The following is a 25994-nucleotide window of genomic DNA, read 5'->3' as shown; positions in this document are numbered from 1 at the left end:
GCAGCTGCGCGAGCGTCGCCAGCAGCAAGAAAAAAGCGCGGACTTTGCCGCGCTCAGATTGCAGACAAAGGGAGAATTCCAGGTTGCTTGCTCCCCTCTCCCGCTTGCGGGAGAGGGGCCGGGGAGAGGGCAGGCGCATGGCAAGCACTGTGGCGCCTCACTTCGTGGTAACTCCTGCCCTCTCCCCCGCCCCTCTCCCATAAATGGGAGAGGGGAGACAACATTCGCAGCCTTTGACCTTGTCGGCAGCCTAAGCGCGGCCTTTGCCGCGCTTTCCAATCCTGCGTCCCGCAGGGATTACCTGACCTCCACCGCCACCGCGCGCTCAGCCTGCGCCTGCAGCCGCAGACTCTCCGTGGTTTCACCCGACCCATCTGGCGTCCAACCCGGGGGCATCACCACATAGCCAATCGCATTCAGCAGGCTGCCGGCATTGGCCATGTCCTTGCCCAGGCTGACCCAGTGCTCGAACTGATTAACGATCGGGTTATGCGTGGTGGTCGGCTTGACCAGGCCATAGCGGCAGGGCTCGTCCTCACGTTCTTCCACATAGGTGCCGAACAGGCGGTCGAAGATGATCAGCACGCCGCCGAAGTTGGCATCGAGGTAGTCGATGTTCGAGGCATGGTGCACGCGGTGCGCAGACGGGGTGTTGAACACGTATTCGAGCCAGCCCAGCTTGGGGATCCAGGTGGTGTGCAGCCAGAACTGGTACAGCAGGTTCAGGCTCACCGTGGCCAGTACCACTTCAGGACGAACGCCCAGGAAGACCAGTGGCGCGAAGAAGATGGCGGTGCCAGTGATCTTGCCGGTCCAGCCCAGGCGATAGGCCGTGCCCAGCGTCAGCTCGTTCGGCGAGTGGTGCACCGCGTGCGTCGCCCAGAAGAAGCGGATGCGGTGCGAGGCGCGATGGTACCAGTAGTAGCAGAACTCTTGTCCGAGGAAGAGCAGCAGCACGGCCAGCGCGCTGTTGATCTCGACCGTGAAGATACGGTGCTGCCAGGCAAACGCGAACACCGGCGTGGCCAGCGACAGCGGCAGCAGCGCCAGCAGTTTGCGGCCAATCAGGTCGGCCAGTGACAGGGCAACTTCATGCCAGGGGTAGGCCTTGCCCTGGCGGTTCGTCTTGCGTGCCAGCACGAAGGCTTCGACCAGAGAGACCGCCACGATAAACGCCGTGACGTAGAGGGTGAATTTTCCGAGGTTGTGCATGTCGGGTCCAGTGCGGTGAGGTGGGACGCTTGGCTTGCGGGGTTGACTGCTTGCTGCGTCGGTGAGGCAAATGTAGTGGCTGGACCCGAGCGGCGCCATGCAGCAATTATTTCGCCGTATGTCATGTGCGAAAGGGCGCGGGCGGTGTAACACCGCGACATTCTTCTCACCGCGAAAAGCCGCGGTCCCTTGCCTAAAGTTCGACCGTCGCCGCGACCCATTACGCGGCATGAACCTGACCAGAAGGACTGCCATGACGAAACGCCCCGCCAATACCGGAAGCTCTCCCCGCAGGCTGCGCCTGCACTGCCTGCTCGGCATCGCCGGCGGCGCGCTGGTGATCCTGTCGAGCACGCCCGCCTATGCCGCGTTCGGCGGCCACGGCACGGCCTACACGCCGCGCGGCACGTTCAACACCGGGCATATCGGCGCCTGCGGTGGCGGCAGCTGCTCGCACGCCGACGGCATCGAAGGCCCGCATGGCGGACTGGCGACCAACACCGGCATGGTCACACGCACCGCGCCGGGCCAGTTCAGCAACAGCGGCACCGCCATCGGTCCCAACGGGCGCTCGGTGCAGCATGACGGCAGCACCAGTTGCGCCGGCGGCACCTGCTCGCACAGCGGCGATCTGACCGGCCCCAACGGCCAGACCGCCACGACTTCCGGGAGCGTGACCCGCGATGGCGCGGGCCAGTATTCATCGTCGGGCACCGTCACTGGCGCAAATGGCAATACCTACGGGCACGCCGCTGCGACCAGCTGCGCCGGCTCGACCTGCTACCGCTCGGGCACCGTGACTGGCGCGCAGGGCGGCACCGCTACGCACTCGGGCAGCGCCACCAGCGTGGCGCCTGGGGTCGTGGCCACCGGCGGCGGCACTACCGTAGTCCACGGCGCGGCAGTAACGACCGGCGGCACGACCGTCACCACGGTCGGAGCGGTCGGCACTGTGGCTGCCGTCGGCACGGTGGGTACGACGGTGGCAGTCAGCACGCCGCCCGTGGTGGTCACGCCGCCGCCTCCGCCGCCGGTCTACGTGCCGGCCCCGGCGCCCGCCACGGTGTACGTGCCGCCGCCAGCGAAGGTCGTGGTGGCCCCGCCGCCGCCGGTCCGCGTCGTGGTCGCCGCACCGGTGCCGCGCACGGTCTATGTCGCGCCGCGCGCGGTCTACGTCGCCCGTCCGGGCGTCATGATCCCCGGCCACTGGGCCGGCGGCGTGTGGGTACCCGCTCACGTGGTCTGAGCGCAACGACGCGCTTTCCCATCGATTTTTCCCCTACCAATCGCCGGCAAGGGCCGGCAAGGGCCGGCTGTCCCACGGAGTCCATCATGAAGAAGATGATTGCAGTGCTTATGTTGTGTATTGTTTCTGCAGGCGCCTATGCACAAAGTGCCGAGATGCCGGCAGCGGCAGGTGCCGGTGGAGTGCGGGCCGAGCGTGCCGTGCAGCAGTTGCAGGAGCGTTTCGCCAGCGCGAACACCACGCGGGACGGCAAGCTGACCCGCGAGCAGGCGCAGGCCGGCATGCCGATGGTCGCGAGCCACTTCGACCAGATCGACACGCAGCGGCTGGGCTACGTAACGTTGCCGCAGCTCGAGGCGTTCATGAAGCAGAAGATGTCGCGCTGAAGCCATGCGCTGAAGCCTGGCGCCGAAGTTGCGGCAGCAAGCCGGCGTCAGCCCGCCGGCATCGCCGGAGACCCGTGATGGAACAGGTGAACAGGATTGTCGTGCTCGACGACGAAGCCGAGCTGCGCAACATGCTGCAACGCTTCCTGAGCGGGCACGGCTTCCGCGTGCGCGCGGTGGCCGACGGCAAGCAGCTCGACAAGTACCTGCAGCGCGAGCCGCACGACCTGCTGGTGCTCGACCTGATGATGGAGCCCGAGGACGGCCTCACCATCTGCAAGCGCCTGCGGGCAGAGGGCCATACGCTGCCGATCCTGATGCTCACGGCCAAGGGCGACCCGATGGACCGCGTCGCCGGCCTGGAAACGGGTGCCGACGACTATCTCGCCAAGCCCTTCGTGCCGGATGAGCTGGTGGCGCGTATCCGCGCGCTGCTGCGCCGGCAGAAGATGTCGGCCGGCGACCTCACCGTGACTACGCAGAGGCTGCGCTTCGGCGACTTCACCTTCGATGTCGGCAAGCAGACCCTGCTGCGCGGCGGCGAGCCGGTCGAAGTGCATTCGGCGCAGATGCTGCTGCTGCACGCGCTGGGATCGTCGCCGAACCGCGCGGTCAGCCGCGAGAACCTGCTGGCGCGGGCGCGCGGGCGCGACCATGACGCGCTCGACCGCAGCATCGACGTGCAGATCCTGCGGCTGCGCCAGATAGTCGAAGACGATCCGTCCAAGCCGCGCTTTATCAAGACCGTGTGGGGCGTCGGCTACATGCTGGTCGCCGGCGTGGATTCGTGACGCGTTCGTCGTTCATGTTCCGGCGCCTGCTGCCGCGCTCGCTGCTGGCGCGCAATATTTGGCTGCTGGTGGCGCTGGTGGCCATCACCCAGGTGTGTTCGCTGACGGTGCTGCTGCATTACGTGCAGCGCCCGCGCATCGAGCGCGCTGCCATCGTCTTTGCCGATTACGTGCGCACGCTAGACCGCGTGGTGGCGGCAATGCCGCTTGACCCCAGCGGTGTCGCGGCCACGCGCATGGGCGCGCAGGCGCAAGAGCCCGAGCATGCGGTTGCGAAACCAGCGGCCGATCTGCAGCACCTGCTGCGCACGTGGCAACGCGATGTCTTCATGGAGGCGCTGCGGCGCCACCTGCCCGCCGACATGCCGGTGCGATGGCAGGCCGGCGAGGCCGAGCAGCTCTGGATCCGCATGCATGTGGGCGGCGAGCCCCGCTGGATCGGCCTGCCGATCAGCGAGGACGTGCGCGCCGGCGGCATCGCCACGGCGCTGGCGCTGTCGACCGCGCTGGCGCTGCTTGCGGCACTGACCGGCTACCTGATCCAGCGCCACCTGAACCGGCCGCTGCAGGACCTTGCGCGTGCCGCGCAGGACATCTGCGCCGGATCGACACCGCCACCACTGCCGACTGACGGCCCGACCGAGATCGCGCAGGTCAGCGGTGCCTTCAACCAGATGACGCAGGCGTTGCAGCAGGCCGAGCAGACGCGGGCGCTGATGCTGGCGGGTGTCTCGCACGACATTCGCACGCCACTGACCAAGCTGCGCCTGGCCATGGCCATGTCGATCCCGCGCGGCGCCGACGACGCGTTCGTGGCCTCGGCCGAGGGCTACCTGGACCACATCGAGACCATCCTGCAGCAATTCATGGACTACGCCGGCAGCGGTGAGAAAGAGCAGCCGCAGCCCGGCGACGTCAACGCGCTCGTGTCGCAGCTCGCTGCCGACTTCGCCGGCCTGGGACATGAGTTCGCGCTGTCGCTGGAGGAATTGCCGCCGGTTTCCTATCGCCCGGTCAGCCTGATGCGGCTGCTGATGAACCTGATGCAGAACGCTGTCGTCTACGGCAAGTCAGGCTTCAGCGTGCGCACGTGGCGCGATGCCGGGTGTGCCTACGTGGCCGTCGGCGATCGCGGCACCGGCATCGCCGCGCACGAGCTGGAGCAGCTCAAGGCGCCCTTCAGCCGCGGCGCCAACGCGCGCGGCCACGCTGGTGGCACAGGGCTCGGGTTGGCCATCGTCGAGCGCATCGCGCGACTGCACGGCGGCACACTGCAGTTCCGCCAGCGCGATGGCGGCGGGCTTGAGGCGGTGGTGGCGCTGCCGCTGCAGGCACCGGCGGCGTAGCGCTGCATCTTCTCCTCCCGCTGGGGCCGTGACATGGCGCGAAATAATTCCCACATGGCGCTGCGCGCGGGTCTTTCCCATACTTCCGTCATCGCGACGCCACGCACGGAAACACCGAAGCAGGCAGCGCGACAAGAAGCTCCCGATGGTTTGCGATCCCCTGATGCAACGATGTCGGTGACAGCTTTTCCAGACCACCGACGGCACGACTCGCCAACCCAAAGGAACCGATATGCGCAACGCTCTCCAGACCATCGCCAAGCAAACCAAGCGCCTGACCATCGCCGCACTCGCCGCCACCGCCCTGCTCGGCGCCGGCTGCGCCAACGCCGGTGTCACCGGCATCAACCAGATGGGCCTGATGCAGGCCGCGCACGCCGACGTGATCTACGTCCACGCGTTCGACGCCGATGCCGGGCAGGTGAAGCTTGACGGTGGCCTGGCGCAGAAGGTCAAGATGATGGCTACGGGCGGCTCGTCGGCCAGCGCGCAAGACCAGACCGCGGCCGAAGCGCGCGAGCAGGTCGCCAGCGAGATCGTGCGCGAACTGCGCGGCATGGGCCTGAACGCGGTGCGTTCCGATGCGCCGGCGCCGGCGGGTGCCAACGCGCTGATCGTCGAGGGCGACTTCCGCAAGATCGATGAAGGCAGCGGCCGTCGCCGTCTGCTGATTGGCCTGGGTGCGGGCAAGAGCGAAGTCGTGGCCGACGTGCGCATCTCGTACAAGCCTGCCAACGGCGCCCCGGTTTCGCTGCAGAGCTTTGTTGCCAATGCGGATAGCGGCCATATCCCCGGCATGGCGGAAACCGCCGGCATCGGCGCCGCGGCCGGACATGTGGCGATGGCGGCTGCCGGTGGCGCCGGGGTGCACGGCGCCACGGAAATGACGCACGACTCGATCTCCGCCGATGCCACGCGCCTGGGCCATTCGATTGCCAACCAGGTCGCGGCTGCGAGCACAGAGGAAGGCTGGCTGAGCGCCTCGGCGGCTCGCTAAGCGGCAGGCACGTGAGGCGGGACGGCTCGCCCCGCGCCGCCTTCGACCATCAAGCCCCGGCCCCGCCTTGCGCGGGGCCTTCGCTTTCCCGGTGGCGCAGCGCGTTGGTCACCACCTTGGAAAAGAACGCGAAGTACAAGCCGGTCGACAGGCCGCACATCAGGATGCCGGTCAGCGCTTCCACGCTGCCCACCAGGCGCCATGGTTGCGGCAGCACCACGTCGCCATATCCGGTGGTGGTGTAGGTCACGGCGCTGAAGTAGAGCGCCGTGAGCACATCCGGCATCCCGGCGCGCCAGTAGTAGAACAGGCCCCAGACCATGATCTGCAACAGGTGCAGCAGGATCGTGCACGCCGCCAGGCTGATCAGCGCGTGCGTGGCGCGCCAGAAGTAGCGCGGACCCGGCGGGATCCGCCACTTGAGCCAGTGAAATGCGGCCATGATGCCGATCGCGTGGATCGATACGCAAAGCGCCATCAAGAGGAATGCGAAGAGAGCCTTGGTCAGCATGGTTGTGCCTGTTGTTGTCGCGCGGCCCCATGCTACTCCAGTGGGGCGGCTGCATGTTTGGGCAGCATGATGAGGCGCCAATTGCGATGGTCCGATTTCGGATCAAGGCCTGTCGCCTGCCGGTTTGGCCGCAGGGTGCGCCATCCCTAGACTCAAGCCGTTCGAGTCAAGGAGAACGCGCCATGGCAACCCTGCCACCCTTCCTTCCCAATCTACCCGCCTGCATGCTCGGGGTGCTTTGTCTGGCCCCGGCCGGTGCTGCGGTCGCGCAGGACTGGCCCACCAAGCCGGTCACACTGGTGGTGCCGTTTCCGGCCGGCGGCGGCACCGACCTGCTGGTTCGCACCCTCCAGCCCAAACTGCAGGCGGCGCTCGGCCAGCCCGTAGTGATCGACAACCGCAGCGGCGCGGGCGGCACCATCGGCTCGACGTTCGTGGCGCGTGCCGCGCCGGACGGCTACGTGGTCGGCGTGGCGACCACCAGTACGCATGCGGTCAGCGCCAGCGTCTATCCCAGGCTGCCGTACAGGCCGGCCACCGACTTTGCCTACGCCGGCTTTATCGGCACGTCGCCTTATGTGCTCGCGGTCAATCGCGCACTGCAGGCACCTGACGTGAAGACGCTGCTCGACCGGCTGCGCCACGCCAAGCTTGAGCAGCACAGCTTTGCCTCGGTCGGCGTGGGCACGGTATCGCACCTGATCGGTGTGCAATTCCAGGCGTTGTCCAGGGTGCCGCTGACGCATGTGCCGTATCGCGGCGCAGCGCCCGCATATACCGACCTCATCGGTGGCCAGGTACAGTTGATGTTCGACAACCCCGCGGGACTTGTGCCGTACCTCCGCGCCAGCAAGCTTATTGCCGTCGCGACGACGGCGCCGACGCCACTGCTGCCCAGCGTGCCGACCTTCGCCAGCCAGGGCGTGCCGGGCTTCGCGCAGCAGCTCTGGTATGGACTGGCATTTCCGCGCGGGACGCCGGCGCCGGTGATCGCGCGCATGAACCAGGCGCTCAACCAGGTGCTGGCGGACAAGGACACCGTTCGCGAACTCGCCGACAAGGGTGTGACGGCGCGCCCGGGCACGCCTGCCGAGATGCTTGCCGCGGTGCAGAACGACCTGTCCTACTGGGGCGAGATCGCCCGGTCCGTGGGAGCGACGATTGAATAAGCCACAGCAACACAACATGCCCGTGTGTGGCCGCGTAGCGCTGATCGACGTATTCGTACGTGGCTCCGGCGGCGGCAACCCGGTACCGCTGGTGGCCGATGCGCGAGGCATGTCCGAGGCGGACATGCAGCAGGTCGCGGCGCGCCACGGCCATGAATCCGCCTTTGTGCTGCCGCCGTCGGCCGATGGGGCGGACCTGCGCCTGCGCTTCTTCGTGCCGCGGCACGAGATGGAGATGTGCGGCCATGCCACGGTGGGCGCGTTGTGGGCGCTGCGCCAATGGGGCCTCTGGACCACGCCGGCCGCGCGCGTGGAGACGGTGAGCGGCATCGTGACGGCGCGCTGGGATGACGCGGCGCAGCGGGTGTGGATTTCGCAGCCGCCGGTACAGGCAAGCGCGCTGGATGCGGTCCAGCGCCGGGCGGTCGCCGCGGTGCTGGGCCTGCCCGGCGGCGGCGCTGGCCATGCCATGACAAATGCCTGCACCAGCCGCGTCAAGACACTGGTGGCGATGCCGGATGCACCGGCGCTGGCCGCGCTGCAGCCGGACTTCACACGGATGGCGGAGTTGTGCGATGTGATTGGGTCCACCGGGCTGTACCCGTACGCGGATGCGGCAACGGACGACGCGGCAGCGCCGCCGGCCACGCGGGTGGTGCATGCACGGCAGTTTCCCCGCTCTTCCGGCTACCCGGAGGACGCCGCCACCGGCATTGCCGCCGCGGCGCTGTGGGGGCACCTTTTCGGCAATTCCCGGGGTGTCGCGCCAGTGCTCGCGGTACGGCAGGGCGAAACCATGGGCCGCCCCTCGGAAATCGTGGTGGCACCGCGCACGGCGGCCGACGGCAGGGCGCAGGGCTGCTGGCTCAGCGGCGCGGTCCAATGGAGCCAGTCATGAGCGCCACAACGCCGGAAGCCCGGCTCGCGGCCGCGGGCTTTGTGCTGCCGAACGCGCCCGTCCCGCGCGGCAGCTACGCGCCGGCCTGCGTGATAGATGGCCGCATCAGCATCAGCGGCCAGACGCCGCGGCGTGACGGCATCGCCATGGCTGGCTGCTGCGCCACCGAAGCCGATATCCCGGCCGCTTGCCTTGCAGCCGAGGTGGCGCTGCTGAATGCGCTGGCCGCGCTGCGCGCAGCCGCCGGTGGCAAACTGGCGGCAGTGCGGCAGGTCACGCGGCTGCGCGGCTTCGTGCGTGCGCATGGCGATTTCACCCGGCACTCGCTGGTGGTGGACAGTGCCTCCGCGTTGCTGGCACTGGTTTTTCCCGACCAGGCGCTGCCGGCCCGCACCGCGGTGGGTGTGGCAAGCCTGCCGGACCGTGCCTGGATCGAGATCGAACTGGAGGCCTGCCTGGCGTGAATGGCAGGTAATGACCCGGGCAGTGCGCTCACCCCGCAGGCGGCACCTCGCGCAGCAGGCGCGCGAGATGGCCGCTGCTGGCAAAGCCAAGACGCTCGCTGACGCGGGACAGCGGTAGCCCTGCGGCCAGCAGGCCGCGCGCATGCGCGGCGAGCACCCGCCGGCGGATAGCGACCGGGCTGGCGCCAAATTCGAGCTGGCAGGCGCGCTGCAGCTGCCGCGCCGAGACGCCCAGGGTACAGGCCGCGGCATCGATCGACGGAAGCGCCTGGTCGCGCTCCAGCGCCGTACTGAAGCATCGCACCAGTCTGAGCGCGAGGGAGGCCGGCTCCTGAGGCAGCGCCAGCAGCGGGCTGGCCATGATCTGGCCGACGATCGCGCGCACCAGCAGTTCTGCGCTGGCAGGCGCAAGCCCGGGCGTCAGCAGCGCTTCAAGCATCGCCAGCGCAGCGCCGTCGAGCCGCAGCGCGCCGTAGGGCGCGGGTCCGCGCAGCCTGTCCGGGGGCAGGTAGAGTTCGCCGTGATGCTGGCGGCCGGCTTCCGCCGCAGTGAAATGGCGCGTCGACGCCGGCAGCAGGACCGCGCCGCCGCGTACCAGCGTGGCCGCGACCGGGCCGGGCTGCCGCGCGTCGGGCTGGTTTTCCCACACGCTGCGCAGCCGGCCGGCGCGCGTCCACAGCAGCATGCTGCAGTCGTGCGTATGCCATTCGCGCCGGAAGCCCGCGTGGCGGCTTTCATGCAAGACAAAGCCACGCTCGGCGGTCAGGTGCAGCTTGGGGGAGTGATGTGTCAGGGCGGCCACTTTCGGCGATTGCGGGCGATTGCTTGTGATTTGGGCGTGCCGACGATGGTGCCATATCGCGGGCAGGACGGGGAGTCCCGCCAGCGAGAGTTACGGCGCGGCGGGCGACAAGGCCGTCACCTGTGGCGTGGCCTCTGCCACCACGCCGCCCACCAGCACCACCGCCGGGCTGGCCATCCCGGCGGACAACGCTTCGGCGAGCGTTTGCACCGTGCCGGCCCAGCAGCGTTCTTCCGCGCCGCCGGCATGCATCACCACCGCCGCCGGCACGTCGGCGCGCATGCCAGCCGCCAGCAGCCCGTCCCGGATCGCCGCGAGCCGGCTCATGCCCATGTAGATGACCAGCGTTGTGCCGCCACGCACCAGTGCATCCCAGTCGGGCGAGCCGTGTTCGCTGGTGTGCCCGGTGACAAAGGTCACGCCGTGGCAGTGGGCGCGGTGGGTCAGCGCGATACCCAGGGCCTGCGCCGCCGCCATGCCGCTGCTGATGCCGTTGACCACTTCCACCGGCACGCCGTGCGCGCGCAGGAAGGCGGCCTCTTCGCCGCCGCGGCCGAACAGCAGCGGATCGCCGCCCTTGACGCGCGCCACGGTGCGGCCGGCCAGCGCGTGCTGCAGCGTCAGCTGCTGGATGCGCGCCTGTGTGACCGAGCAGCGGCCGCCGCGCTTGCCGACCCACTCGACATGCGTGCCGGGCCGGGCATAGCAGGATATCTCCGGCGAGACCAGGTCATCGACCAGCCATACGTCGGCGGATGCAAGCGCGCGCACTGCGCGCACCGTGACCAGGTCGGGGCTGCCGGGGCCGACGCCGACCAGCCAGACCATGCCGGGCTTGAGGGGAGAGTTCATGCGAGGGACTCCTGCGTGCGCGGCGGCATGGCGTCAGTGACTGGTGCCGGCCGAGCGCGTGGTCTTGTTGAAGACGTTGTACTTGCCGATGGGCTTGTCCATCGGGATGCGCTTCACTTCCTGCAGCGTGGCGGCGTCATAGACTACGATCGCGCCGTCGCGCTCCATCAGGCTGACCAGCGCATAGCGCCCGTCGCGCGTGAATTCCACATGCGCGGCGGTGCGGCCCGGGCTGGGCGTGACGCTGCCGGCGACTTGCAGGGTCTGCTTGTCGATCACCTGCAGCGTGTCGCGGCGCGGGCTCATCATTGCGTCGGCCCAGGCGTAGCGGCTGTTCTCGTGGCTGCGCAGGAAGAAGCCGGGGCCGTTGGTCGGAATGGTGGCGACGGTGCGCCAGTCCTGCATGTCGATCACCGGGATGCGGCCCTGCCCGAGGTCGGGCGACGCCATCACTTCATGGCCACCCCGTTCCCACGTGATGCCGCTGCCGAGGTGGGGCATGCCACCGAGCGCCAGCGAGGCCACCTTGCGACCCTGGTCGAGGTCGATCACCTGGCCGCCGCCGCTGCGCGAGGCGCCGAGGATGTGGCGGTAAGGCGGGTCGAAGAAGAAGTCGTCGAGCACATCGTCCAGCACGATCGCACGCGGTGGCAGCGACGCAAGCGGCGACGCCAGCGGCTTGCCGGCGGCGTCGGCATACGGGATTTCCCAGACCTCGGCGATGTCCTTAAGGGCCGCGATAAAGCTGTGGCGCGGCGCCGCGTCGTAGACCGCCGATACCCGCGAAGCGTCGCCATTGCGACCCTTGACGTCGATCACCCGCGCCGGCGACAGATCGTCGGCGCGCAGCAGCACCAGCGTGCGCGGCAGCGTATTGCCGGCCAGCACCCAGCGCCCGTCGTCGCTGACGGCAACGTTGCGCGTATTGATGCCGACGCGGATCTCGGCGACATAGGCCAGGTTCCACAGGTCGTATTTGCTGACCCAGCCGTCGCGGCTTGCCATGTAGACATAGCGGCCATCGCGGCTGAATTTGGGGCCGCCGTGCAGCGCGAAGCGCGTGGCAAAGCGATGGATCGGTGCCAGCCGGTCGCCGTCGAGCACGGTCATGTGATGGCTGCCTGCCTCGACCACCACGAACAGGTTCTGCGGATCGGCGCTGAACACGGGACGCGCCGGCAGCGTGCCGGGTGCGTGCGTGACCACGTGGCTGGCACGGATTGCGTCGGCGCGCCATTGCGGCGCGGTGGCGGGTGCAGTGCGCAGCCAGCGCGCCAGCGCCTGCAGTTCCGGCGCCGCCAGCGCGGCGCCGAATGCCGGCATCTGCGTCGCGGCGCGGCCGTCGCGCAGCACGGTGTCGAGTTCGCTGGCGCGCAACCGCTCCAGGCTTTCCGGCAGCAGCGCGGGGCCCATGCCGCCGAGGCGGTCGGCGCCGTGGCAGGCGGCGCAGTGCTGGCCATAGAGCGCGGCAGGATCGAGTGCGAACGCGGCTTGCGTCCCGCAGACCAGCGCCAGGGACAGGAGCCATCGGACCATGCGCGTCATGCCGCCACCTCGGTGCCGGGAGTGGTGGCGATCTCGGTGGCGATCTCGGTGTCGCTGAGGTAGCAGCCCGGATCTTCCGCCCACGCGTTGCCGGTCAGCGCGAGCGCGCGCACGCGGGTATTGCCGTTGCAGATGGCACGGTGCGCGCACGCCGCGCAGCGCCCTTGCAGCGGACGCGGCCGGCTGGCCAGTCCCGCCATCAGCGGATCGGCGCGGCTTGCCCAGATCTCGCCAAAGGGCCGTTCGCGCACGTTGCCCAGCGTGACGTGCCACCACATCGTGTCGGGATGCACGTTGCCGAGGTTGTCGATATTGGCCACGCCCACGCCGGTCGCGTTGCCGCCCCACTGTTCCAGCCGCTGGCGCATGTCGGCAACGCGGTGCGGGAAGCGCTGCGCGATCCAGTACAGCAGGTAGACCCCGTCGGCGTCGTTGTTGCCGGTGACGAAGTCGCCGGCATGGCCCGCGCGCGTGCGTTGCCAGACATAGTCGAACAGCCAGTCCAGCGCGGCGCGCGTGCGCGCATGGCGGGCATCCTCGGCGCGATGGCTGCGCGCGCGGCCGGCGTAGTTGAAGTGGGACAGGTAGAACTTGTCGATGCCTTCGTGTTCGGCCAGCGCGACGAGGTCGGGCAGCTGCGCGGCGTTGGCTTCGGTCAGCGTCATGCGCACGCCGACGCGCAGGCCGGCGGCGCGCGCGACGCGCAGGCCCGCCAGCGCCTGCGCGAAGGCGCCGTCGCTGCGGCGGAAGCGGTCGTGCGTGGCAGGCAGGCCGTCCAGGCTGACGCCGACGTAGTCGAAGCCCGCCGCGGCCAGCCGTGCAGCGTGGCCGGCATCGAGCAGCGTGCCATTCGACGACAGCGACAGGTGGAAGCCGAGCGCGCGCGCATGGGCGGCAATGTCATACAGGTCCGGCCGCAGCAGCGGCTCGCCACCGGACAGGATCAGCGCGGGCACGCGCGCGTCGCGCAACTGCGCCAGCACGCGCAGCGCTTCGGCGGTATCCAGCTCGCCCTTGAAATCGGTATCGGTCGAGGTGGCATAGCAGTGCCGGCAGTTGAGGTTGCAGCGGCGGATCAGGTTCCAGATCACGACCGGTCCGGCAGCTTTGCGGGCAGGCGGCAGCGGCCCGGCATCGCGCAGGGCTTCCATGAAACGGGACAGGCGGAACATCAGTGTGGCTCCTGTGGGGCAGCGGCGGCCGGCGGCAGGCGCAGGCCGGTTTTCTTCAGGATGCGGGTGGACCACAGCACGTCATGCGCGCGGCAGGCGTCGCCCAGCAGTGCCGCGATGCGGTCGATCTGCGGCGCCGCGTCGGCGCGCGTCTGCGCGTGGACCATCGCGAACAGGTTGTAGGGCCAGTGCGGCAACCGGCGCGGGCGCAGGTAGCAGTGGCTGACGAAGGGCAGCGCACCGACGCGTTCGCCGAGCGCATCGACGTGGGCATCGTCCACGTCCCACACCGTCATGCCATTGGCGCGCCAGCCCAGCCGGTAGTGGTTGGGCACCGCGCCGATGCGGCGCAGCATGCCGCGCGCCTGCATCGCTGCCAGCCGGGCGATGACTTCGGCTTCGTCGAGTCCCAGCAAGGTGGCGACCGCCGCGAACGGCGCTGGCTCCAGCGGCAACCCCGCCTGGGTGGCGCGGATCAGGGCGAGATCGATGGCATCGTGGGCGGAGGTGGGCATCAGGCCGGCAGAAACAGGTTGACGAAGAACTCGCGTTCCTTGGGAAACGGCAGGATCTCGACGTCCGCCGCGGCGGCGATGCGCGCGAGCACCGGGGCCACGTCTTCGCCCCGAGCGACCGCCAGCACGAACCACAGGTTCAGGTGGTGGGTGCGCTGGTAGTGGTGTGCGACCTCCGGGAACGCGTTGATCGCGCCGGCCACCGCGTCGAGCCGCGGTTCCGGCGCGTGGCAGGCGCACAGCACGAAGCGGCCGCCCGCGCGCTCGATCTGGTAGAGCGGGCCGAAGCGTGTCAGCACGCCGTGATCGAGCAGCTGCCGCAGCCGCGCAAGCAATTCGTCCTCAACGATGCCGAGGGCGGCGGCAGCCTCGGCATAAGGCCGCGGCACCAGCGGCAGGCCGCGCTGCAATGCGTTGATGATGCGGCGGTCGACGGCGTCGATGGTGTCGGCAAGCGCGGCACCGCAGGCATGGGATCCCATGTTCACGCCGGCTCCGGCGTGGCATAACGCGTGCCCCGCTGCTTGTAGCAACGGGTGCCGACCAGCACCGCGCCGGGCGTCTGGTCCAGCCCGACGGTGGCGCGGATGTGGTCGAGCGCCGGCTGCAGGTCGTGCGCGTCGCGGGCATGGATCATCGCGAACAGGTTGAAGGGCCAGGCCGGCCGGCGCCGCTCGCGCCGATAGCACAGCGTCACGCGCGGCTGGCGTGCCAGACGCTGTCCGATCGCGTCGATACGGGCGTCCGGCACATCCCACACGCACATGGCGTTGTGCCCATAGCCAAAGCGTCCGTGGCGAAGCACCACGCCCAGCCGACGGATAACGCCCTGCGCTGACCATTGCGCGATCCGCTCCAGTACCCGCGGCATCGGCAGCCGCGTGCGCAACGCCAGATCATGGAACGGGTGCGGGGTCAGCGGCAGGCCCGCCTCCAGCGCCGCCACCAGGCGCCAGTCCTCCGCATCCAGCGTGACCGGCAGCACGGGTGCAGCAACCCCGCGCCGGCGGCGGTTGCCCGTACCGAGCGCGGTACCGAGCGAAAAACCCAGATCGATGTGGTACTCGCGCGCCATCGGCAGGTCCAGCGGCACTTGCCCGGCCATATCGGCAATGGCGGCCAGCGTGCCGTCCAGCGTGCTGCGCTCGCGCGCCCCAGCGACAAACCACAGGTTGAACGCGTGGCCGCTGCGTGCGTAGTTGTGGCTGACCGACGCGCAGGTGCTGACGCGCGCCGCCACGCGATCCAGTTGTGCCGTCGGCACGCTCAGAGCAGCCAGCGTGCTGACGCCGATCACGTTGGGCGCGAACACGGCGCCGACGCGGCTGATCCGGCCCGCGCCCAGGTCGCGCGCGAGCAGCGACAGCAGCGTGTGCTCGCACAGGCCCAGTCCTTCCGCGAGCGCCTGGTAAGGGCGGGGCTGCAGCGGGAAGCCGTGCTGCAGCGTGTCGTACAGGGTGCGTTCATCAAGCATGGCGCCCCCTTACATGCCGAAGCGCTGCGCCCGCGCGGTGAAGAAGATGCCGCTGGGGTTGTCGGCCGGCAGCGTGGCGATGCGCGTGAGGCTGGCGGTGTCATAGACCTCGACGCGGTTGTCGTCGCGGCAGGACAGCCACAGCGCCTCGCCCTTCGGGGTGAACTCCATATGCAGCACGCCGCGGCACGGGCGCAGCGTGCGTACCACCTCGCGCGTGGCGGTGTCGATGACCTGTACGGTGTCGTTGTGCGGGAAGGCGAAATTGACCCATACCTGCCGGCCGTCCGGGCGTGCCATGACAAAGACTGGCTGGCCGGCCAGCGCCACGCGCGCGGTCTGCTGCCAGCCGTGCGCCGGATCGGCGACCAGCACTTCATGACGGCCGATGGCCGGCAGCCATGCCTGGCCCTGCGCCATTGCCCAGCCGCGCAGGTGCGGCATCTTGTAGACCGGCAGCGGCTGGCTGCCGCGGCCGTAGCCGGAGAGGATGCTGTGTGCCTGCGGCGGCGCCTGCCACAGGTCGACCAGCGCCAGCCCGTCTTCGCCGAACAGGCCGGCGAGGTACCAGCGGCCGTCGGGCGTGACCAGGCCATCGTACGGCTCGCGCCCGGCCGGCACGCGCGTCACCTGCGGATGGCGCGGATCGGCGGCATCGACGATCCAGATCTCGCCGGACTCGAACAGGCTGGCGGCGAAGCGCCGGCCCGGCAGGTCGGCCAGGCCCACCACCTTGGCGCGGCGCCCGTCCTGGCCGATGGCCGGCAGGTCCGCCAGCGGCTCAAGCGTGCGCGCATCGAACAGCCGGATCCCGCCCGGCGCGTAGTTCTGCGCGGCCACCACGCGGCCGTCCTGCGAGATCGCGCCGCCGATGCTGTTGCCGGCCTGCAGGGTGCGGTGCGTGATGCGCGCTTCCAGCAGGTCCACGCGTGTCAGCCCGCCATCGCGGCCGAACACGTAGGCGTAGCGCGCATCGCGCGAGAACACCACGCTGGCGTGCGACAGGTCGCCCAGCCCGTCGACCGTGGCCAGCCGCGTCATGCCGGTGGTTTCCACGATCTGCAGCCGGCCGGCGGCACGTTCCACCACCACGCCGAGATCGCCGGTGCCGCGCACCGCGCCGGCACAGCCGGCCAACAGCGCGGCGGCACAGGTGAGCGCGGCGGCGAGGCCGCGCATCAGCGTGCCGGCGGGGCGGTGACTGGCATGACGGGCGGCGGGTCGCCGGCCCGGAGTCGTTCGATCAGCCATAGGGCTTCATCCTGCGTCATGAAGGGTTGCCAGGGCGGCATGGCGGTGCCGGGCCGCCCGTACAGCACGGTGGCGACGAGGCTCTCCGGCGGCTTGCCCGCCAGCGCCTCGCGCGTCAGCGGCGGACCCAGGCCGCCGCGCAGCGTCATGCCGTGGCAGGCGCCGCAGTCGTCGCGCAGCCAGTGCGCCAGTTGCGCCTGCCGCGTGGGCGCAGGCGCAGGCTGTGCCGCCGCCGCGGCAGGTACGGACAGCAACGCCGCAGTCAGCATGGCCACCGTGGCGCCACGCCATGCCCGGGTAATCAGAGCGACAGGATCCATTTGGCCAGCGTATTGGCCTCGGCCTCGCTGACGGCGTTGGCCGGCATCGGCATCGCGCCCCACTGGCCATTGCTGCCCTTCATGATCGACTGGACCATATGCGGCTGCCCGTCTTTCTTGCCGGCGTATTTGGCCTTGACGTCCTTGAAGGCCGGTCCGATCAGCTTCTTGTCGACGCCGTGGCAGGACAGGCAGGCCTTGCTGGCCGCAAGCTGCTGGTTCGCATGGGCCACGCCGGGGACGGCGGCGCCGAACGACAGGACACAGCCGGCGGCTGCGAGCAGCGCGGGCAGGCGCGCAGGCAGTTGGATGGGGTGCTTCATCTTGATTTCTCCGTTTGGGGAATGGAACCGGGCACCGCACCGAGAGCGCGGTGCGGTGCTGCGGGTCTTTAGTAGACGTCGTGCTGCGTGTTGTAGGCGTTGAACTTGCCGGTTGGCGTGATCAGGCGCTTGTCCTTGATCACGGTCTTGAGCGCGCGGGTCTTGTCATCGACCACCACCAGCGCGGACTCGCCGTCCTTGGTGCCCCAGACCGAGAACCAGACCTCGTCGCCGGCCTTGTTGTACTCGGCCTGCACCACGCGCTTGGCGCCCGCACCCTTCAGGCCGGCCCAATCGGCGATCGGCAGCACCTTGAAGCCGTGTTCCAGGTTGCGTGTATCGAACACCGCCACCGACTGGTTCAGCTTGGCATCGGGGTTCAGCGGCGTATCGACCCACAGGTTCGAGGATTTGGGATGCGTCTTGATGAACAGCGAGCCGCCGCCCTGGCCCTTGAGCGTCTGCACCACCTTCCAGGCCTGCGCCGGATGCCCGGCGGGATCGGTGCCGATCAGGCTGATGGTCTCGTCGCCCAGGTGGCTGGTGGCCCAGACCGGGCCGAACTTCGGATGCGTGAAGTTGGCGCCGCGCCCCGGGTGCGGGGTCTTGCCCACCTCGACCAGCGCTGCGAGCTTGTCTTCCTTGGTGTCGACCACGGCGATCTTGTCCGACGCATTGGCCGCGACCAGGAAGTAGCGCCCGGTGGAATCGAAGCCGCCGTCATGCAGGAACTTGGCCGAATCGATGGTGGTGGTCTTCAGGTTGGACAGGTCCGAGTAGTTGACCATCAGGATCTTGCCGGTCTCCTTGGCGTTGATCACGAACTCGGGGTGGTAGTGGCTGGCGACGATCGAGGCGACGCGCGGCTCGGGGTGGTATTCGTTGTCGACGGTCATGCCGCGCGTGGACACCACCTTCAGCGGCTTGAGCGTATCGCCTTCCATGATCACGTACTGCGGCGGCCAGTACGAGCCCGCCACCGCGTACTTGTCTTCATAGCCCTTGTACTTGGAGGTTTCGACCGAGCGCGCCTCCATACCGATCTTGACCTCGGCGACGATGTCGGGCTTGGGCAGCCACAGGTCGATCAGGTCCAGCCGCGCATCGCGCCCGATCACGTACAGGTAGCGGCCCGACGCCGACATGCGCGAGATATGCACCGCATAGCCGGTCTTGACGATGTTGATGATCTGCTTGCTGTCGCCGTCGATCAGCGCGACCTCACCGGCGTCGCGCAGCGTGACCGAGAAGAGGTTGTCCAGGTTGTACTGGTTCATCTTCTGCGTCGGCCGTTGCGCGACGGGCAGGATGTCCTTGCGGCTTTTCTCGATGTCGGCCAGCGAAAACTCCGGCGGCGTCGGCGGATCGAGCTGGATGTAGCGGGCCATCAGGTCGACTTCCTGGTCGGAGAGATCGCCGGAGGTGCCCCAGTTCGGCATGCCGGCCGGGCTGCCGTACTTGATGAAGGTCTTCAGGTATTCGGCGCCGCGCGCGCGGGTGATGTCGGGCGTCAGCGGCTTGCCGGTCGCGCCCTTGCGCAGCACGCCGTGGCAGCCGGCGCAGCGCTCGAAGTAGATCTGCCTGGCGTGGTCGAACTCGGCCGCGGTGAGCGTGGGGATTGCCGCCTTCTGTTCGGCTTTGGCTTCAGGCTTCGGCACGGCCCTGGCGGTGTTGGTGGCTGCCTGGGGAAGACCCAGCCAGAGCGAGAGCGGCAGTGCCGCGAATGCGGGGTAAAGCCATTTTCTTGCTTTCATGGTGCCGTGGTTCAGCGGGTTGTGGAAAACCGTTGTCGCGGTGCTTGTGGGGCGCGAACTGGCACCAGGCGCTTGCAGTGATGATGGGGACACACTGCGAGTAGGGGATTGACTGGCATCAAACCGTGCGGGATGTCATGCAACGGTTTTCTTCTCGGTGTTCGCCGGTTCGCGGGGAGATGATGGATTGCGCTTTGGAGCGTTGTGGTGGGACAAACGTGCCGATCGGGTGCTCCCTCTCCCGCTTGCGGGAGAGGGGAGCGAAGAGCTGCCCTTGCCAGCCCTGCTGGGGTTGCGGGACGCGCTGCTAATCCTTGATCAACAGCACAGGGCAGTGCGCATGGGCCAGGACCCGTCTCGCCACCGACCCCACGATGGCATCCAGGAAGCCGCCGCGGCCATGCGAGCCCATCACGATCAGGCTGGCGCCGATCTGGCTCGCATACTCGACAATGCGGGCCGGCGCGAAGCCTGTGAAGCCATGGCGCTCGAACGGGATCCCGGCTTCGTCGAGGATGGTGGCCACCGAGCCCATTGCCTTGTCGTTCTGTTCGCGATGCCAGTCGTCGAGGGTGCGGCGATCGATGAAGGACTTGATGTCGCCGGGCACATCCGGCTCGCAATGCACCACATGCACGACGAAGTCGCGGCTCAGCAACGGGCTTTGCGCCAGGTAGCGCGCAGCCGCGTCGCTATAGGACGACCCGTCGGTCGCCAGCAGGATCTTGTTCATGGTTTGCTCCTCATGTGCGCCGGTTCCCGGCCCCGCGTCCGCGCGGTGCGCCGCTGCGGCCCGGCTGATCGCCCGCTGCGGCGGCTCGCCTGGTCCTGGCCTGGCTGAACAGGACGGAGACGAACAGCGTCATCGCGACCGCGCCCAGGGACCAGTGCACCGGTACGTGGAACCACGGCTCGATCAGCATCTTGGCGCCGATGAAGGTGAGCACGATGGCGAGGCCGTACTTCAGGTACTGGAAATGCGCCGCCAGGTTGGCGAGCAGGAAATACAGGGCCCGCAGCCCCATGATAGCGAAGATGTTCGAGGTGAAGACGATGAAGGGATCGGTGGTCACTGCAAAGATCGCCGGGATGCTGTCGACGGCAAACACCAGGTCGGTGGCCTCGACCAGCAGCACCACGACGAACATCGGGGTCGCATAGCGCAGGCCGTCGATGCGCACAAAAAAGCGTTCGCCGTGATAGTCCGAGGTGATGCGCATATGGGTGCACAGGAAGCGGACGATGGGATTGCGTGCGAGGTCGGGCGCATGCCGGGACATGAACAGCATCTTGATGCCGGTGATGACGAGGAACACGCCGAACACGTAGAGGATCCAGGCGAACTGGCTGATCAGCCACACCCCCAACAGGATCATGGCGGCGCGCATCAGGATCGCGCCGAGAACGCCGAGCAGCAGCACCCGGCGCTGCAACTCCGGCGGCACGGCGAAATAGCTGAAGATCATCGCGAACACGAACATGTTGTCGACCGACAGCGACAGCTCGATCAGGTAGCCGGTGTAGAACTCCAGTACCTTGCGATAGGCCGCGTCGTGGCCGGCGTCCTCGGCCACCACCCACCAGAGCGCGACGCCGAAGAGCGCGGCCAGGGTCATCCAGGTGAGGGTCCATCCGAGCGCCTCGCGCGTGGAGACACGGTGCGCATGCCGCCCGCCAAGGACAAAGATGTCCACGAGCAGCGTGCCCAGCACCAGGATAAAGAATCCGGCCCACATCGGGGCGGTGGCAAAGGTGTCCATTGCCTTAAGGTATGACGGCCGGAAGGTAGCGCCCGGTCCGCCCGACAGGAGTCATGGCAGCTGCCGCGCGAGCTGGGGTCGCGCGGGCTGGGCCTTCACGCGCAGTGCATCGGGTTCGCCGCAGTAGTGCAGGATCTCGGCGCGGGCCGCGTTGCGCAGCCGCATTGCCGCCGGCCAGTCCTGCCCGTCAGGCGGCAGGGGCCGGCCGATGACGACGCTGATCGGGCCCCGGCGCGGCAGCCACTGGCCGTCGCGCAGCACCGAGCGGGTGCCCCGCAGCGCAATGGGAACTACCGGGGCGCCGGCACGGGCGGCGGCGAGGAAGGCACCCGAGCGGAAACGCTGCAGCCCGGGCTCGCGGCCGAAGGTGCCTTCCGGGAACAGCAGGGCAGACCGCCCGGCGCGCACCGCCGTGACCAGTCGCTCGATCGCTTCGGATTCGCGCACGTTGTCGAAGCGGTCGATGAAGTCGGCCCCGATGCTGGACAGGTAGGCGCCCGGGATGCGTTGTGCTTGCAACTCGCGCTTGGCCACCATGCACACCGGCATGGGCAACGCGGCGAGCAGCACGATGCCGTCCAGGTAGCTGGCATGGTTCGATACCAGCACGCAGGCGCGGTTGCGCGGCAGGTGCTCCAGCCCCTGCACGAACCATGGCACCGCGGCCAGCCGCAGCAGCAGCCGGGCGGCATGGTGGCTGAGCGCCCAGCCCATGGCGGGCCGGTGCATCGCCACCGATGCCAGGCATGTCACCGGCGCCATCGCGGCGAACAACAGCCAGGCGTACAGCGAGTAGGACAGCCCGGCGGCGGCATGCCGGCCGCGCCGCAACTGCGGCAGCAGCGCCTGCCAGCCGAAGCGCGCAATCTGCAGCCATGGCGCGGCGTCACCCAGGCCGGTGCCGCCATGCTCGAACCGCTCGCGGCAGGCGGCGCGCCGGATCTTGCCGCTCGAGGTCTTCAGGATGGTGTGCGGCGGCACCAGCACGACATGGTCCGGCGGCATGCCCAGTACATCGAGCGCGGTCTTCAGCGCCTGCTGTTGCAGCGCGCGGCGCGCCGGTTCGTCCGTCGCAGCGGTCTCCGCCATCACCACGATGTGCTCGGTGCCGCTGTCCGGATCGGGGCTGCCGAACACCGCGACGCAGCCCTTGCGGATGCCGGGAATCGCGCCGATGGCCTGCTCCACTTCGTAAGGATAGAGATTGCGGCCGCCGCGAACGATGGTTTCCTTGGCGCGTCCGGTGATGAAGAGCTCGCCGTCGGCGACATAGGCGTAGTCGCCGGTGTTTAGCCAGCCGCGGTCGAAGAGCTGGCGCGTCTGTGCCGGGTTGCGGAAATAGCCGCTGGTGGCCGAAGGCCCGCGGAACTGCAGCAGGCCCTCCTGCCGCTCGGGCAGCTCGCGGCCGCTGGCGTCGACGATGCGGATATCGTGGCCGGGCAGCGGCCGGCCGCACGAGGGGATCTCCATGGCGTCCCGTTCGCCTGCCGCGTCGGATCCGTCCGCATTGACAGGAACGGCCCGCGACGTGCGGGCGAATGCGGCGCGGTCAATGCGGTCGGCAGTCAGATTTTGTCCTGGCAGCGGGAATGTCAGGCCAACGGATGCTTCAGCCAGCCCATAGACCGGGGCTGCCGCTTGCGCGCGCAGTCCATGGCGGGCGAAGCGCGCCGTGAATTTGCGCATGGTCTGCAGGCTCACCGGCTCGGCACCGTTGAAGGCGAAGCGCCAGCTCGACAGGTCCAGCCCCGGCAGGTCCACCTGGGCCAGCCTGTGCAGGCACAATTCATAGGCGAAGTTGGGCCCGCCCGACAGCGTGCCCCGGTACTTGTGGATCGCCCAAAGCCAACGCTCGGGCCGTGCCAGGAACGTGAGCGGCGACATCACCACCAGCGGGAATGCGTAGTACAGGCTGCCCAGCCAGGCGCCGATCAGGCCCATGTCGTGATACAGCGGCAGCCAGCTGACAAAGACGTCGCGCGAGTCGACCGACAGCGCCGTGCCCATGGCGCGCAGGTTGGCCAGCAGGTTGGCATGCGTCAGCACCACGCCCTTGGGCGAGCCGGTGCTGCCGGAGGTGTATTGCAGCAGCGCAATGTCGTGCGCGCGCAGCATCGCATGGACCGGCGCCGCGGCGGTGTCCTCCACCTCCTGTGGCGTCAGCACGCTTTGCAGCGTGCCGGTGCTGGCCTTGAGCAGGGCGGCCAGCGGCCGTGCCTCGGCCACTGTGATCAGGATGGGTGCCTGCGCGTTGGCCAGGATGCCGGCATGGCGCTGCAAGTGGTCACCTATCTGCGCGAGCCGCGCCGGCGGATAGAGTGGCACGGGGATCCCGCCTGCCAGCAGGATGCCGGTAAAACAGTAGAAATACTCTGCGCCGGTTGGCAGCATCAGCGCCACGGTCGTACCGGCGCGCACACCGCGCGCGGCCAGGCCGGCGGCCACGGCGCAGGCGCGCCGGTGCAGGTGCGCGAATGTGATCGGCGTATCTTCGCCGTCGCCGCTGTGCAGGATGATGTGGGTACGGTCAGGGTGGCGGTGCAGGTGCCAGCGCAGCACGTCCGTCACCGTGGCGGCGTCCTCTGGCGCCTGCGCTGCGGCATCCGCCGGTGCCGGACGGGCCAGTCGCGCGGGCGTATCTTCGGCGCCGGGCGGCAGATCCCTGGCAGCAAGCACGGCGCGCAGCAGCGCGCGCGGGGTGTCCGCCTGGGCCAGTACCTGCTCCGGCAGGCTGACGCCGAAACGTTGCTCGATGCGAGTCAGCAGTTCAGCGCGCGTCAGGCTGTCGAAGCCCAGTTCGGCTTCGAGCGCGCTGTCCATCGAGGGGGTGGCCGCTGCACCGGCTTCGGTCTGCGGCCGCATAGCGGTAGACATCTCCCCCACGATGCCGAGCAAGGCATCCTCGTAGTTCTGCCGTGGGGGCGAGTCCTCGTTCATTCGCTTAGTGCTGTGTCCGGGCAGACGGCGACCGCCGCCTGCCGCGGACGGGCAAGGCGGCAGCACCGACGGCGCCGGTACTGACACCCTAAAGATAGGCGGCTTGCGGAATTTGTCGAGGCGGGTGGCGGCGCCGGCACAAACGCGGTCGCTCCGGTGACGCACAAACGCAGCATCCCGCACATGCCGCCGGGGCTGCCAGGGCTGGCGTCAGGCGGCGACCATGTCCAGCGCCTTGGGGAAGGCACCGGGGTCGAGCGGATCCAGATGGTTCCGCCCGCGCATGGCGAGAATGAATCGCCCCACCTGCGCGGCATCGTCCAGCGGCAGGCATGGCAGCAACGTGTCGAGACGCACATCGGTAGCCACCGCGACGATCGAAGGATCGCAGGGATAGTAGGGTGCACGCCCGTGCGCCGGGCGATACACCTCGATGCGCGGAATATCCTCCCGGCGGAAGCCTTCGACCAGCGTGAGATCCGCGGGCCGCAACCGCGCCACCTGTTCGGCAAGCGTCGGCTCTGCTTCGCCGGCCAGCTCGCGCACGATGGCGTAGCGATAGGGCGACGCCACCATCACCTCCGTCGCACCGGCCGCGCGAAAGCGCGCGCTGTCCTTGCCGGGGGGCTCGAGTTCCAGCGGATGGTGGCTGTGCTTGATCACGTTGACGGTCAGGCCCTGCGCGCGAAACCACGGAAGCAGTGCGGTAATCAGCGTCGTCTTGCCGCTGCCGGAAGTGCCGGTGATGCCGAAGATAAAGGGATTCATGTTGTGACGGATTCAGTTTGTGCGGCGGTAATGGGCAAAGGGCATACCAGCGGCAGGAAGGCATCGGCGCGTTGCGAGTAGGCCAGCAGCGCACCGGCCTGCAAGTCGAAGTACCAGCCGTGCAGCGTCAGCCTTCCTGCTTCCAGCGCGCGCCGCACGAACGGGAAGGTCTGCAGGTTGCGCAGCGAGACCAGGATCGCCGCCTGTTCGCAGGCGCGCTGGCGTTGCGCCGGGGTGGCGTCGGCAAGCGTTTGTTCCACCTGCAGGCGCGCCGGTGCGGCGATGCGCACCCAGGCGCCCAAATAGTCGGCTTCATCGCCTTCGTCGGGCGGATGGTCGCCGGCATCGGCCGGCTGCGCCAGCAACGCGCGGATGCCGCCGCAGCCGCCATGGCCCATCACAATGATGCGGTCGACGTGCAGCTGCTCGACGGCAAACTGGATCGCCGCGGACACGCCGTGCAGGCTGCCTTCATGACGCCCGGTGCAAGGCGGTACCAGGTTGCCGATATTGCGCACGGTGAAGAGATCGCCCGGGTCGCAACCCAGCAACAGGGCCGGGTCCACGCGCGAGTCGCAGCAGCCGATCAGCAGCGTGGGCGGTTGCTGCCCGGTGCGCAACGTATCGAACAGGCTCGGCGCATCGTCGAAATAGCGTTGCTGGAACCGCTCGAAGCCTTTCAGTAGATGTTCGATCTGATGCATGGCGGTTTCCGTGGGTCAGGATGGCGGCGCTACTGCACCAGGGGGCTGTCGGCGCCTCCCATTTCGATGCCTTCGATGCGGGCGCGGCCGATCAGCAGGCTGGCGTATTGCTTCCAGGCGCGGTCCCGCGCCGCCGTGGCCAGCGCACAGGCAATGTCGCCGCGCACGGCGTCGAAGGGCAGGCGGGTGCCGGGGCAGCGCTCCAGGATGCGCACGATATGCAGCCCGAAGCGGGTCTCGACCAGCTGCGGCAGCACGCCCTCCTGTTGTGCGGCAAAGAGCGCGCGCTCGAACTCCGGCGCGGTTTCGCCGCGGAACACGCGGCCCAGGCGGCCGCCGTTGTTGCCGCTCGGGCAGTTCGACAGCGCGCGGGCATGCTGCGCGAAGCTGGACGGATCGCCGCGCACCAGCGCCAGCGTCTGCGCCGCGATTTCGCGCAGCGCGTCCAGCGGCACGCGTGGCGTCACCTGGAACAGGATGTGGTCGGCCTCGACCCACTCGCCGTCGCGGAAGCGCTCCGGACGGCTGTCGTAGTGGCGGCGGCAGCTGGCTTCGTCGGGCTCGGGGGTGCCGGCCTCGCGCTCCAGCAGCGCCATGGCGAGCGCGTCGTCGTCCTGGCCGGGCACACTCAGGCCGATGCGGCCGGCCTCTTCGCGCACCAGCACGCGCAGGATGGCCGAGATCGTCGCCATCTTCGCGGGATTGGCCGCGTCGTGATGATGGTCCAGCTCGCGTTCGATATCGGCGTCGCGCAGTTCCACGCCGTTGACGGTGACAGGCATATCAGTTCTCCCTTG

Annotated in this window: 27 protein-coding genes; 8 read left to right on the top strand and 19 right to left on the bottom strand. The window is 68.9% G+C overall.

The features are described from left to right. Positions 1 to 297: 297 nt before the first annotated feature. Positions 298 to 1212 (bottom strand): sterol desaturase family protein, encoded by a 915-nt coding sequence (locus ACIP1U_RS12305; protein WP_400315006.1) that lies wholly within the window; start codon positions 1210 to 1212, stop codon positions 298 to 300. Between the two features lie 253 nt (positions 1213 to 1465). Here ACIP1U_RS12305 and ACIP1U_RS12300 point away from each other — a divergent pair, with 253 nt between their 5' ends. The 5 genes from ACIP1U_RS12300 to ACIP1U_RS12280 all read left to right on the top strand — a co-directional run bounded on the left by ACIP1U_RS12300 (position 1466) and on the right by ACIP1U_RS12280 (position 5978). After that, positions 1466 to 2458 carry a hypothetical protein gene (locus ACIP1U_RS12300; RefSeq protein WP_400315005.1) on the top strand — a complete coding sequence of 331 codons (993 nt, stop codon included), beginning with the start codon at positions 1466 to 1468 and terminating at the stop codon, positions 2456 to 2458. Positions 2459 to 2544: 86 nt separating this feature from the next. After that, a complete protein-coding gene (locus ACIP1U_RS12295; RefSeq protein ID WP_400315004.1) occupies positions 2545 to 2844 on the top strand; it encodes an EF-hand domain-containing protein in 300 nt (99 codons plus the stop codon). 77 nt (positions 2845 to 2921) lie between these two features. Beyond that, positions 2922 to 3635, top strand: a complete 714-nt coding sequence (locus ACIP1U_RS12290; RefSeq protein WP_400315002.1) for a response regulator — start codon at positions 2922 to 2924, stop codon at positions 3633 to 3635. A gap of 14 nt (positions 3636 to 3649) precedes the next feature. Continuing rightward, complete coding sequence (locus tag ACIP1U_RS12285) at positions 3650 to 4981, top strand: ATP-binding protein (RefSeq protein WP_400315443.1); 1332 nt, start codon at positions 3650 to 3652, stop codon at positions 4979 to 4981. 232 nt (positions 4982 to 5213) lie between these two features. Then, a complete protein-coding gene (locus tag ACIP1U_RS12280; RefSeq protein WP_400315001.1) occupies positions 5214 to 5978 on the top strand; it encodes a DUF4410 domain-containing protein in 765 nt (254 codons plus the stop codon). Between the two features lie 49 nt (positions 5979 to 6027). On the opposite strand, the gene ACIP1U_RS12275 is transcribed toward ACIP1U_RS12280, so the two are convergent. Beyond that, entirely contained in the window at positions 6028 to 6489 is a 462-nt protein-coding gene (locus ACIP1U_RS12275) for a potassium channel family protein (protein WP_400315000.1), read from the bottom strand. Positions 6490 to 6671: 182 nt separating this feature from the next. On the opposite strand from ACIP1U_RS12275, the gene ACIP1U_RS12270 reads away from it, so the two are divergent. The 3 genes from ACIP1U_RS12270 to ACIP1U_RS12260 are packed head-to-tail and all read left to right on the top strand — an operon-like array spanning position 6672 to position 9020. Further along, complete coding sequence (locus ACIP1U_RS12270) at positions 6672 to 7658, top strand: Bug family tripartite tricarboxylate transporter substrate binding protein (RefSeq protein ID WP_400314998.1); 987 nt, start codon at positions 6672 to 6674, stop codon at positions 7656 to 7658. A 16-nt stretch (positions 7659 to 7674) separates the two neighbouring features. After that, positions 7675 to 8556 (top strand): PhzF family phenazine biosynthesis protein, encoded by an 882-nt coding sequence (locus tag ACIP1U_RS12265; protein WP_400314996.1) that lies wholly within the window; start codon positions 7675 to 7677, stop codon positions 8554 to 8556. Then, positions 8553 to 9020: a RidA family protein gene (locus ACIP1U_RS12260; RefSeq protein ID WP_400314995.1), complete on the top strand. Its 468-nt coding sequence runs from the start codon at positions 8553 to 8555 to the stop codon at positions 9018 to 9020. Before ACIP1U_RS12265 ends, ACIP1U_RS12260 begins: the two co-directional genes overlap by 4 nt. A gap of 28 nt (positions 9021 to 9048) precedes the next feature. Here the strand turns inward: ACIP1U_RS12260 and ACIP1U_RS12255 are convergent, their stop codons facing one another. The 17 genes from ACIP1U_RS12255 to ACIP1U_RS12175 form a co-directional block, all read right to left on the bottom strand. Beyond that, entirely contained in the window at positions 9049 to 9822 is a 774-nt protein-coding gene (locus ACIP1U_RS12255) for a helix-turn-helix domain-containing protein (protein WP_400314994.1), read from the bottom strand. A gap of 90 nt (positions 9823 to 9912) precedes the next feature. Beyond that, on the bottom strand, positions 9913 to 10674 hold the full coding sequence (gene cobA / locus ACIP1U_RS12250; protein WP_400314992.1) for a uroporphyrinogen-III C-methyltransferase: 762 nt from the start codon (positions 10672 to 10674) through the stop codon (positions 9913 to 9915). 33 nt (positions 10675 to 10707) lie between these two features. Then, a complete protein-coding gene (locus ACIP1U_RS12245; RefSeq protein ID WP_400314991.1) occupies positions 10708 to 12219 on the bottom strand; it encodes a cytochrome D1 domain-containing protein in 1512 nt (503 codons plus the stop codon). Beyond that, entirely contained in the window at positions 12216 to 13391 is a 1176-nt protein-coding gene (gene nirJ, locus ACIP1U_RS12240; protein WP_400314990.1) for a heme d1 biosynthesis radical SAM protein NirJ, read from the bottom strand. The genes ACIP1U_RS12245 and nirJ overlap by 4 nt, the downstream gene beginning before the upstream one ends. Then, the gene (locus ACIP1U_RS12235; protein ID WP_400314988.1) at positions 13391 to 13906 is read right to left on the bottom strand and encodes an Lrp/AsnC family transcriptional regulator; all 516 of its coding nucleotides are present in this window, start codon (positions 13904 to 13906) and stop codon (positions 13391 to 13393) included. Before ACIP1U_RS12235 ends, nirJ begins: the two co-directional genes overlap by 1 nt. Beyond that, on the bottom strand, positions 13906 to 14388 hold the full coding sequence (locus ACIP1U_RS12230) for an Lrp/AsnC family transcriptional regulator (protein ID WP_400315440.1): 483 nt from the start codon (positions 14386 to 14388) through the stop codon (positions 13906 to 13908). Before ACIP1U_RS12230 ends, ACIP1U_RS12235 begins: the two co-directional genes overlap by 1 nt. Positions 14389 to 14390: 2 nt before the next feature. After that, positions 14391 to 15380, bottom strand: coding sequence for an Lrp/AsnC family transcriptional regulator (locus ACIP1U_RS12225; protein ID WP_400314987.1), 990 nt, complete (start codon positions 15378 to 15380; stop codon positions 14391 to 14393). Positions 15381 to 15389: 9 nt separating this feature from the next. Then, positions 15390 to 16559 carry a cytochrome D1 domain-containing protein gene (locus ACIP1U_RS12220; RefSeq protein ID WP_400314985.1) on the bottom strand — a complete coding sequence of 390 codons (1170 nt, stop codon included), beginning with the start codon at positions 16557 to 16559 and terminating at the stop codon, positions 15390 to 15392. Next, a complete protein-coding gene (locus ACIP1U_RS12215; protein ID WP_400315437.1) occupies positions 16559 to 16900 on the bottom strand; it encodes a c-type cytochrome in 342 nt (113 codons plus the stop codon). The genes ACIP1U_RS12220 and ACIP1U_RS12215 overlap by 1 nt, the downstream gene beginning before the upstream one ends. Before the next feature lie 32 nt (positions 16901 to 16932). After that, positions 16933 to 17274, bottom strand: a complete 342-nt coding sequence (locus ACIP1U_RS12210) for a c-type cytochrome (RefSeq protein ID WP_400314983.1) — start codon at positions 17272 to 17274, stop codon at positions 16933 to 16935. A 68-nt stretch (positions 17275 to 17342) separates the two neighbouring features. Then, entirely contained in the window at positions 17343 to 19028 is a 1686-nt protein-coding gene (locus ACIP1U_RS12205; RefSeq protein ID WP_400314981.1) for a cytochrome D1 domain-containing protein, read from the bottom strand. 307 nt (positions 19029 to 19335) lie between these two features. Beyond that, a complete protein-coding gene (locus ACIP1U_RS12200; RefSeq protein ID WP_400314979.1) occupies positions 19336 to 19761 on the bottom strand; it encodes a universal stress protein in 426 nt (141 codons plus the stop codon). Between the two features lie 10 nt (positions 19762 to 19771). Next, positions 19772 to 20788: a TerC family protein gene (locus tag ACIP1U_RS12195; protein WP_400314978.1), complete on the bottom strand. Its 1017-nt coding sequence runs from the start codon at positions 20786 to 20788 to the stop codon at positions 19772 to 19774. Between the two features lie 51 nt (positions 20789 to 20839). Next, positions 20840 to 23725: an AMP-binding protein gene (locus ACIP1U_RS12190; RefSeq protein ID WP_400314977.1), complete on the bottom strand. Its 2886-nt coding sequence runs from the start codon at positions 23723 to 23725 to the stop codon at positions 20840 to 20842. A 210-nt stretch (positions 23726 to 23935) separates the two neighbouring features. Beyond that, positions 23936 to 24493, bottom strand: coding sequence for a molybdopterin-guanine dinucleotide biosynthesis protein B (mobB, locus tag ACIP1U_RS12185; protein ID WP_400314975.1), 558 nt, complete (start codon positions 24491 to 24493; stop codon positions 23936 to 23938). After that, a complete protein-coding gene (locus tag ACIP1U_RS12180; RefSeq protein ID WP_400314973.1) occupies positions 24490 to 25197 on the bottom strand; it encodes a carbonic anhydrase in 708 nt (235 codons plus the stop codon). The genes mobB and ACIP1U_RS12180 overlap by 4 nt, the downstream gene beginning before the upstream one ends. A gap of 29 nt (positions 25198 to 25226) precedes the next feature. After that, positions 25227 to 25979 carry a peptidylprolyl isomerase gene (locus ACIP1U_RS12175; RefSeq protein WP_400314972.1) on the bottom strand — a complete coding sequence of 251 codons (753 nt, stop codon included), beginning with the start codon at positions 25977 to 25979 and terminating at the stop codon, positions 25227 to 25229. Between the last annotated feature and the right edge of the window lie 15 nt (positions 25980 to 25994).

This window comes from Cupriavidus sp. NPDC089707 (genome assembly GCF_044748965.1).
Classification (GTDB): domain Bacteria; phylum Pseudomonadota; class Gammaproteobacteria; order Burkholderiales; family Burkholderiaceae; genus Cupriavidus.
The sequence above is the reverse complement of the archived record's forward strand: the minus strand, read 5'-3'. Positions and strand labels throughout refer to the sequence as shown.

Excerpts from the sequence above, each read along its gene's own strand:
- ACIP1U_RS12285 (WP_400315443.1), top strand. The coding sequence starts at position 3,650 with ATGTTCCGGCGCCTGCTGCCGCGCTCGCTGCTGGCGCGCAATATTTGG.
- ACIP1U_RS12245 (WP_400314991.1), bottom strand. The coding sequence starts at position 12,219 with ATGACGCGCATGGTCCGATGGCTCCTGTCCCTGGCGCTGGTCTGCGGG.
- ACIP1U_RS12225 (WP_400314987.1), bottom strand. The coding sequence starts at position 15,380 with ATGCTTGATGAACGCACCCTGTACGACACGCTGCAGCACGGCTTCCCG.
- ACIP1U_RS12205 (WP_400314981.1), bottom strand. The coding sequence starts at position 19,028 with ATGAAAGCAAGAAAATGGCTTTACCCCGCATTCGCGGCACTGCCGCTC.
- ACIP1U_RS12220 (WP_400314985.1), bottom strand. The coding sequence starts at position 16,559 with ATGCGCGGCCTCGCCGCCGCGCTCACCTGTGCCGCCGCGCTGTTGGCC.
- ACIP1U_RS12180 (WP_400314973.1), bottom strand. The coding sequence starts at position 25,197 with ATGCATCAGATCGAACATCTACTGAAAGGCTTCGAGCGGTTCCAGCAA.
- ACIP1U_RS12215 (WP_400315437.1), bottom strand. The coding sequence starts at position 16,900 with ATGCTGACTGCGGCGTTGCTGTCCGTACCTGCCGCGGCGGCGGCACAG.
- ACIP1U_RS12235 (WP_400314988.1), bottom strand. The coding sequence starts at position 13,906 with ATGCCCACCTCCGCCCACGATGCCATCGATCTCGCCCTGATCCGCGCC.
- ACIP1U_RS12230 (WP_400315440.1), bottom strand. The coding sequence starts at position 14,388 with ATGGGATCCCATGCCTGCGGTGCCGCGCTTGCCGACACCATCGACGCC.
- ACIP1U_RS12270 (WP_400314998.1), top strand. The coding sequence starts at position 6,672 with ATGGCAACCCTGCCACCCTTCCTTCCCAATCTACCCGCCTGCATGCTC.
- ACIP1U_RS12300 (WP_400315005.1), top strand. The coding sequence starts at position 1,466 with ATGACGAAACGCCCCGCCAATACCGGAAGCTCTCCCCGCAGGCTGCGC.
- mobB (WP_400314975.1), bottom strand. The coding sequence starts at position 24,493 with ATGAATCCCTTTATCTTCGGCATCACCGGCACTTCCGGCAGCGGCAAG.
- ACIP1U_RS12190 (WP_400314977.1), bottom strand. The coding sequence starts at position 23,725 with ATGAACGAGGACTCGCCCCCACGGCAGAACTACGAGGATGCCTTGCTC.
- ACIP1U_RS12295 (WP_400315004.1), top strand. The coding sequence starts at position 2,545 with ATGAAGAAGATGATTGCAGTGCTTATGTTGTGTATTGTTTCTGCAGGC.
- ACIP1U_RS12200 (WP_400314979.1), bottom strand. The coding sequence starts at position 19,761 with ATGAACAAGATCCTGCTGGCGACCGACGGGTCGTCCTATAGCGACGCG.
- ACIP1U_RS12195 (WP_400314978.1), bottom strand. The coding sequence starts at position 20,788 with ATGGACACCTTTGCCACCGCCCCGATGTGGGCCGGATTCTTTATCCTG.
- ACIP1U_RS12305 (WP_400315006.1), bottom strand. The coding sequence starts at position 1,212 with ATGCACAACCTCGGAAAATTCACCCTCTACGTCACGGCGTTTATCGTG.
- cobA (WP_400314992.1), bottom strand. The coding sequence starts at position 10,674 with ATGAACTCTCCCCTCAAGCCCGGCATGGTCTGGCTGGTCGGCGTCGGC.
- ACIP1U_RS12280 (WP_400315001.1), top strand. The coding sequence starts at position 5,214 with ATGCGCAACGCTCTCCAGACCATCGCCAAGCAAACCAAGCGCCTGACC.
- ACIP1U_RS12275 (WP_400315000.1), bottom strand. The coding sequence starts at position 6,489 with ATGCTGACCAAGGCTCTCTTCGCATTCCTCTTGATGGCGCTTTGCGTA.
- ACIP1U_RS12175 (WP_400314972.1), bottom strand. The coding sequence starts at position 25,979 with ATGCCTGTCACCGTCAACGGCGTGGAACTGCGCGACGCCGATATCGAA.
- ACIP1U_RS12265 (WP_400314996.1), top strand. The coding sequence starts at position 7,675 with ATGCCCGTGTGTGGCCGCGTAGCGCTGATCGACGTATTCGTACGTGGC.
- ACIP1U_RS12260 (WP_400314995.1), top strand. The coding sequence starts at position 8,553 with ATGAGCGCCACAACGCCGGAAGCCCGGCTCGCGGCCGCGGGCTTTGTG.
- ACIP1U_RS12210 (WP_400314983.1), bottom strand. The coding sequence starts at position 17,274 with ATGAAGCACCCCATCCAACTGCCTGCGCGCCTGCCCGCGCTGCTCGCA.
- ACIP1U_RS12290 (WP_400315002.1), top strand. The coding sequence starts at position 2,922 with ATGGAACAGGTGAACAGGATTGTCGTGCTCGACGACGAAGCCGAGCTG.
- nirJ (WP_400314990.1), bottom strand. The coding sequence starts at position 13,391 with ATGTTCCGCCTGTCCCGTTTCATGGAAGCCCTGCGCGATGCCGGGCCG.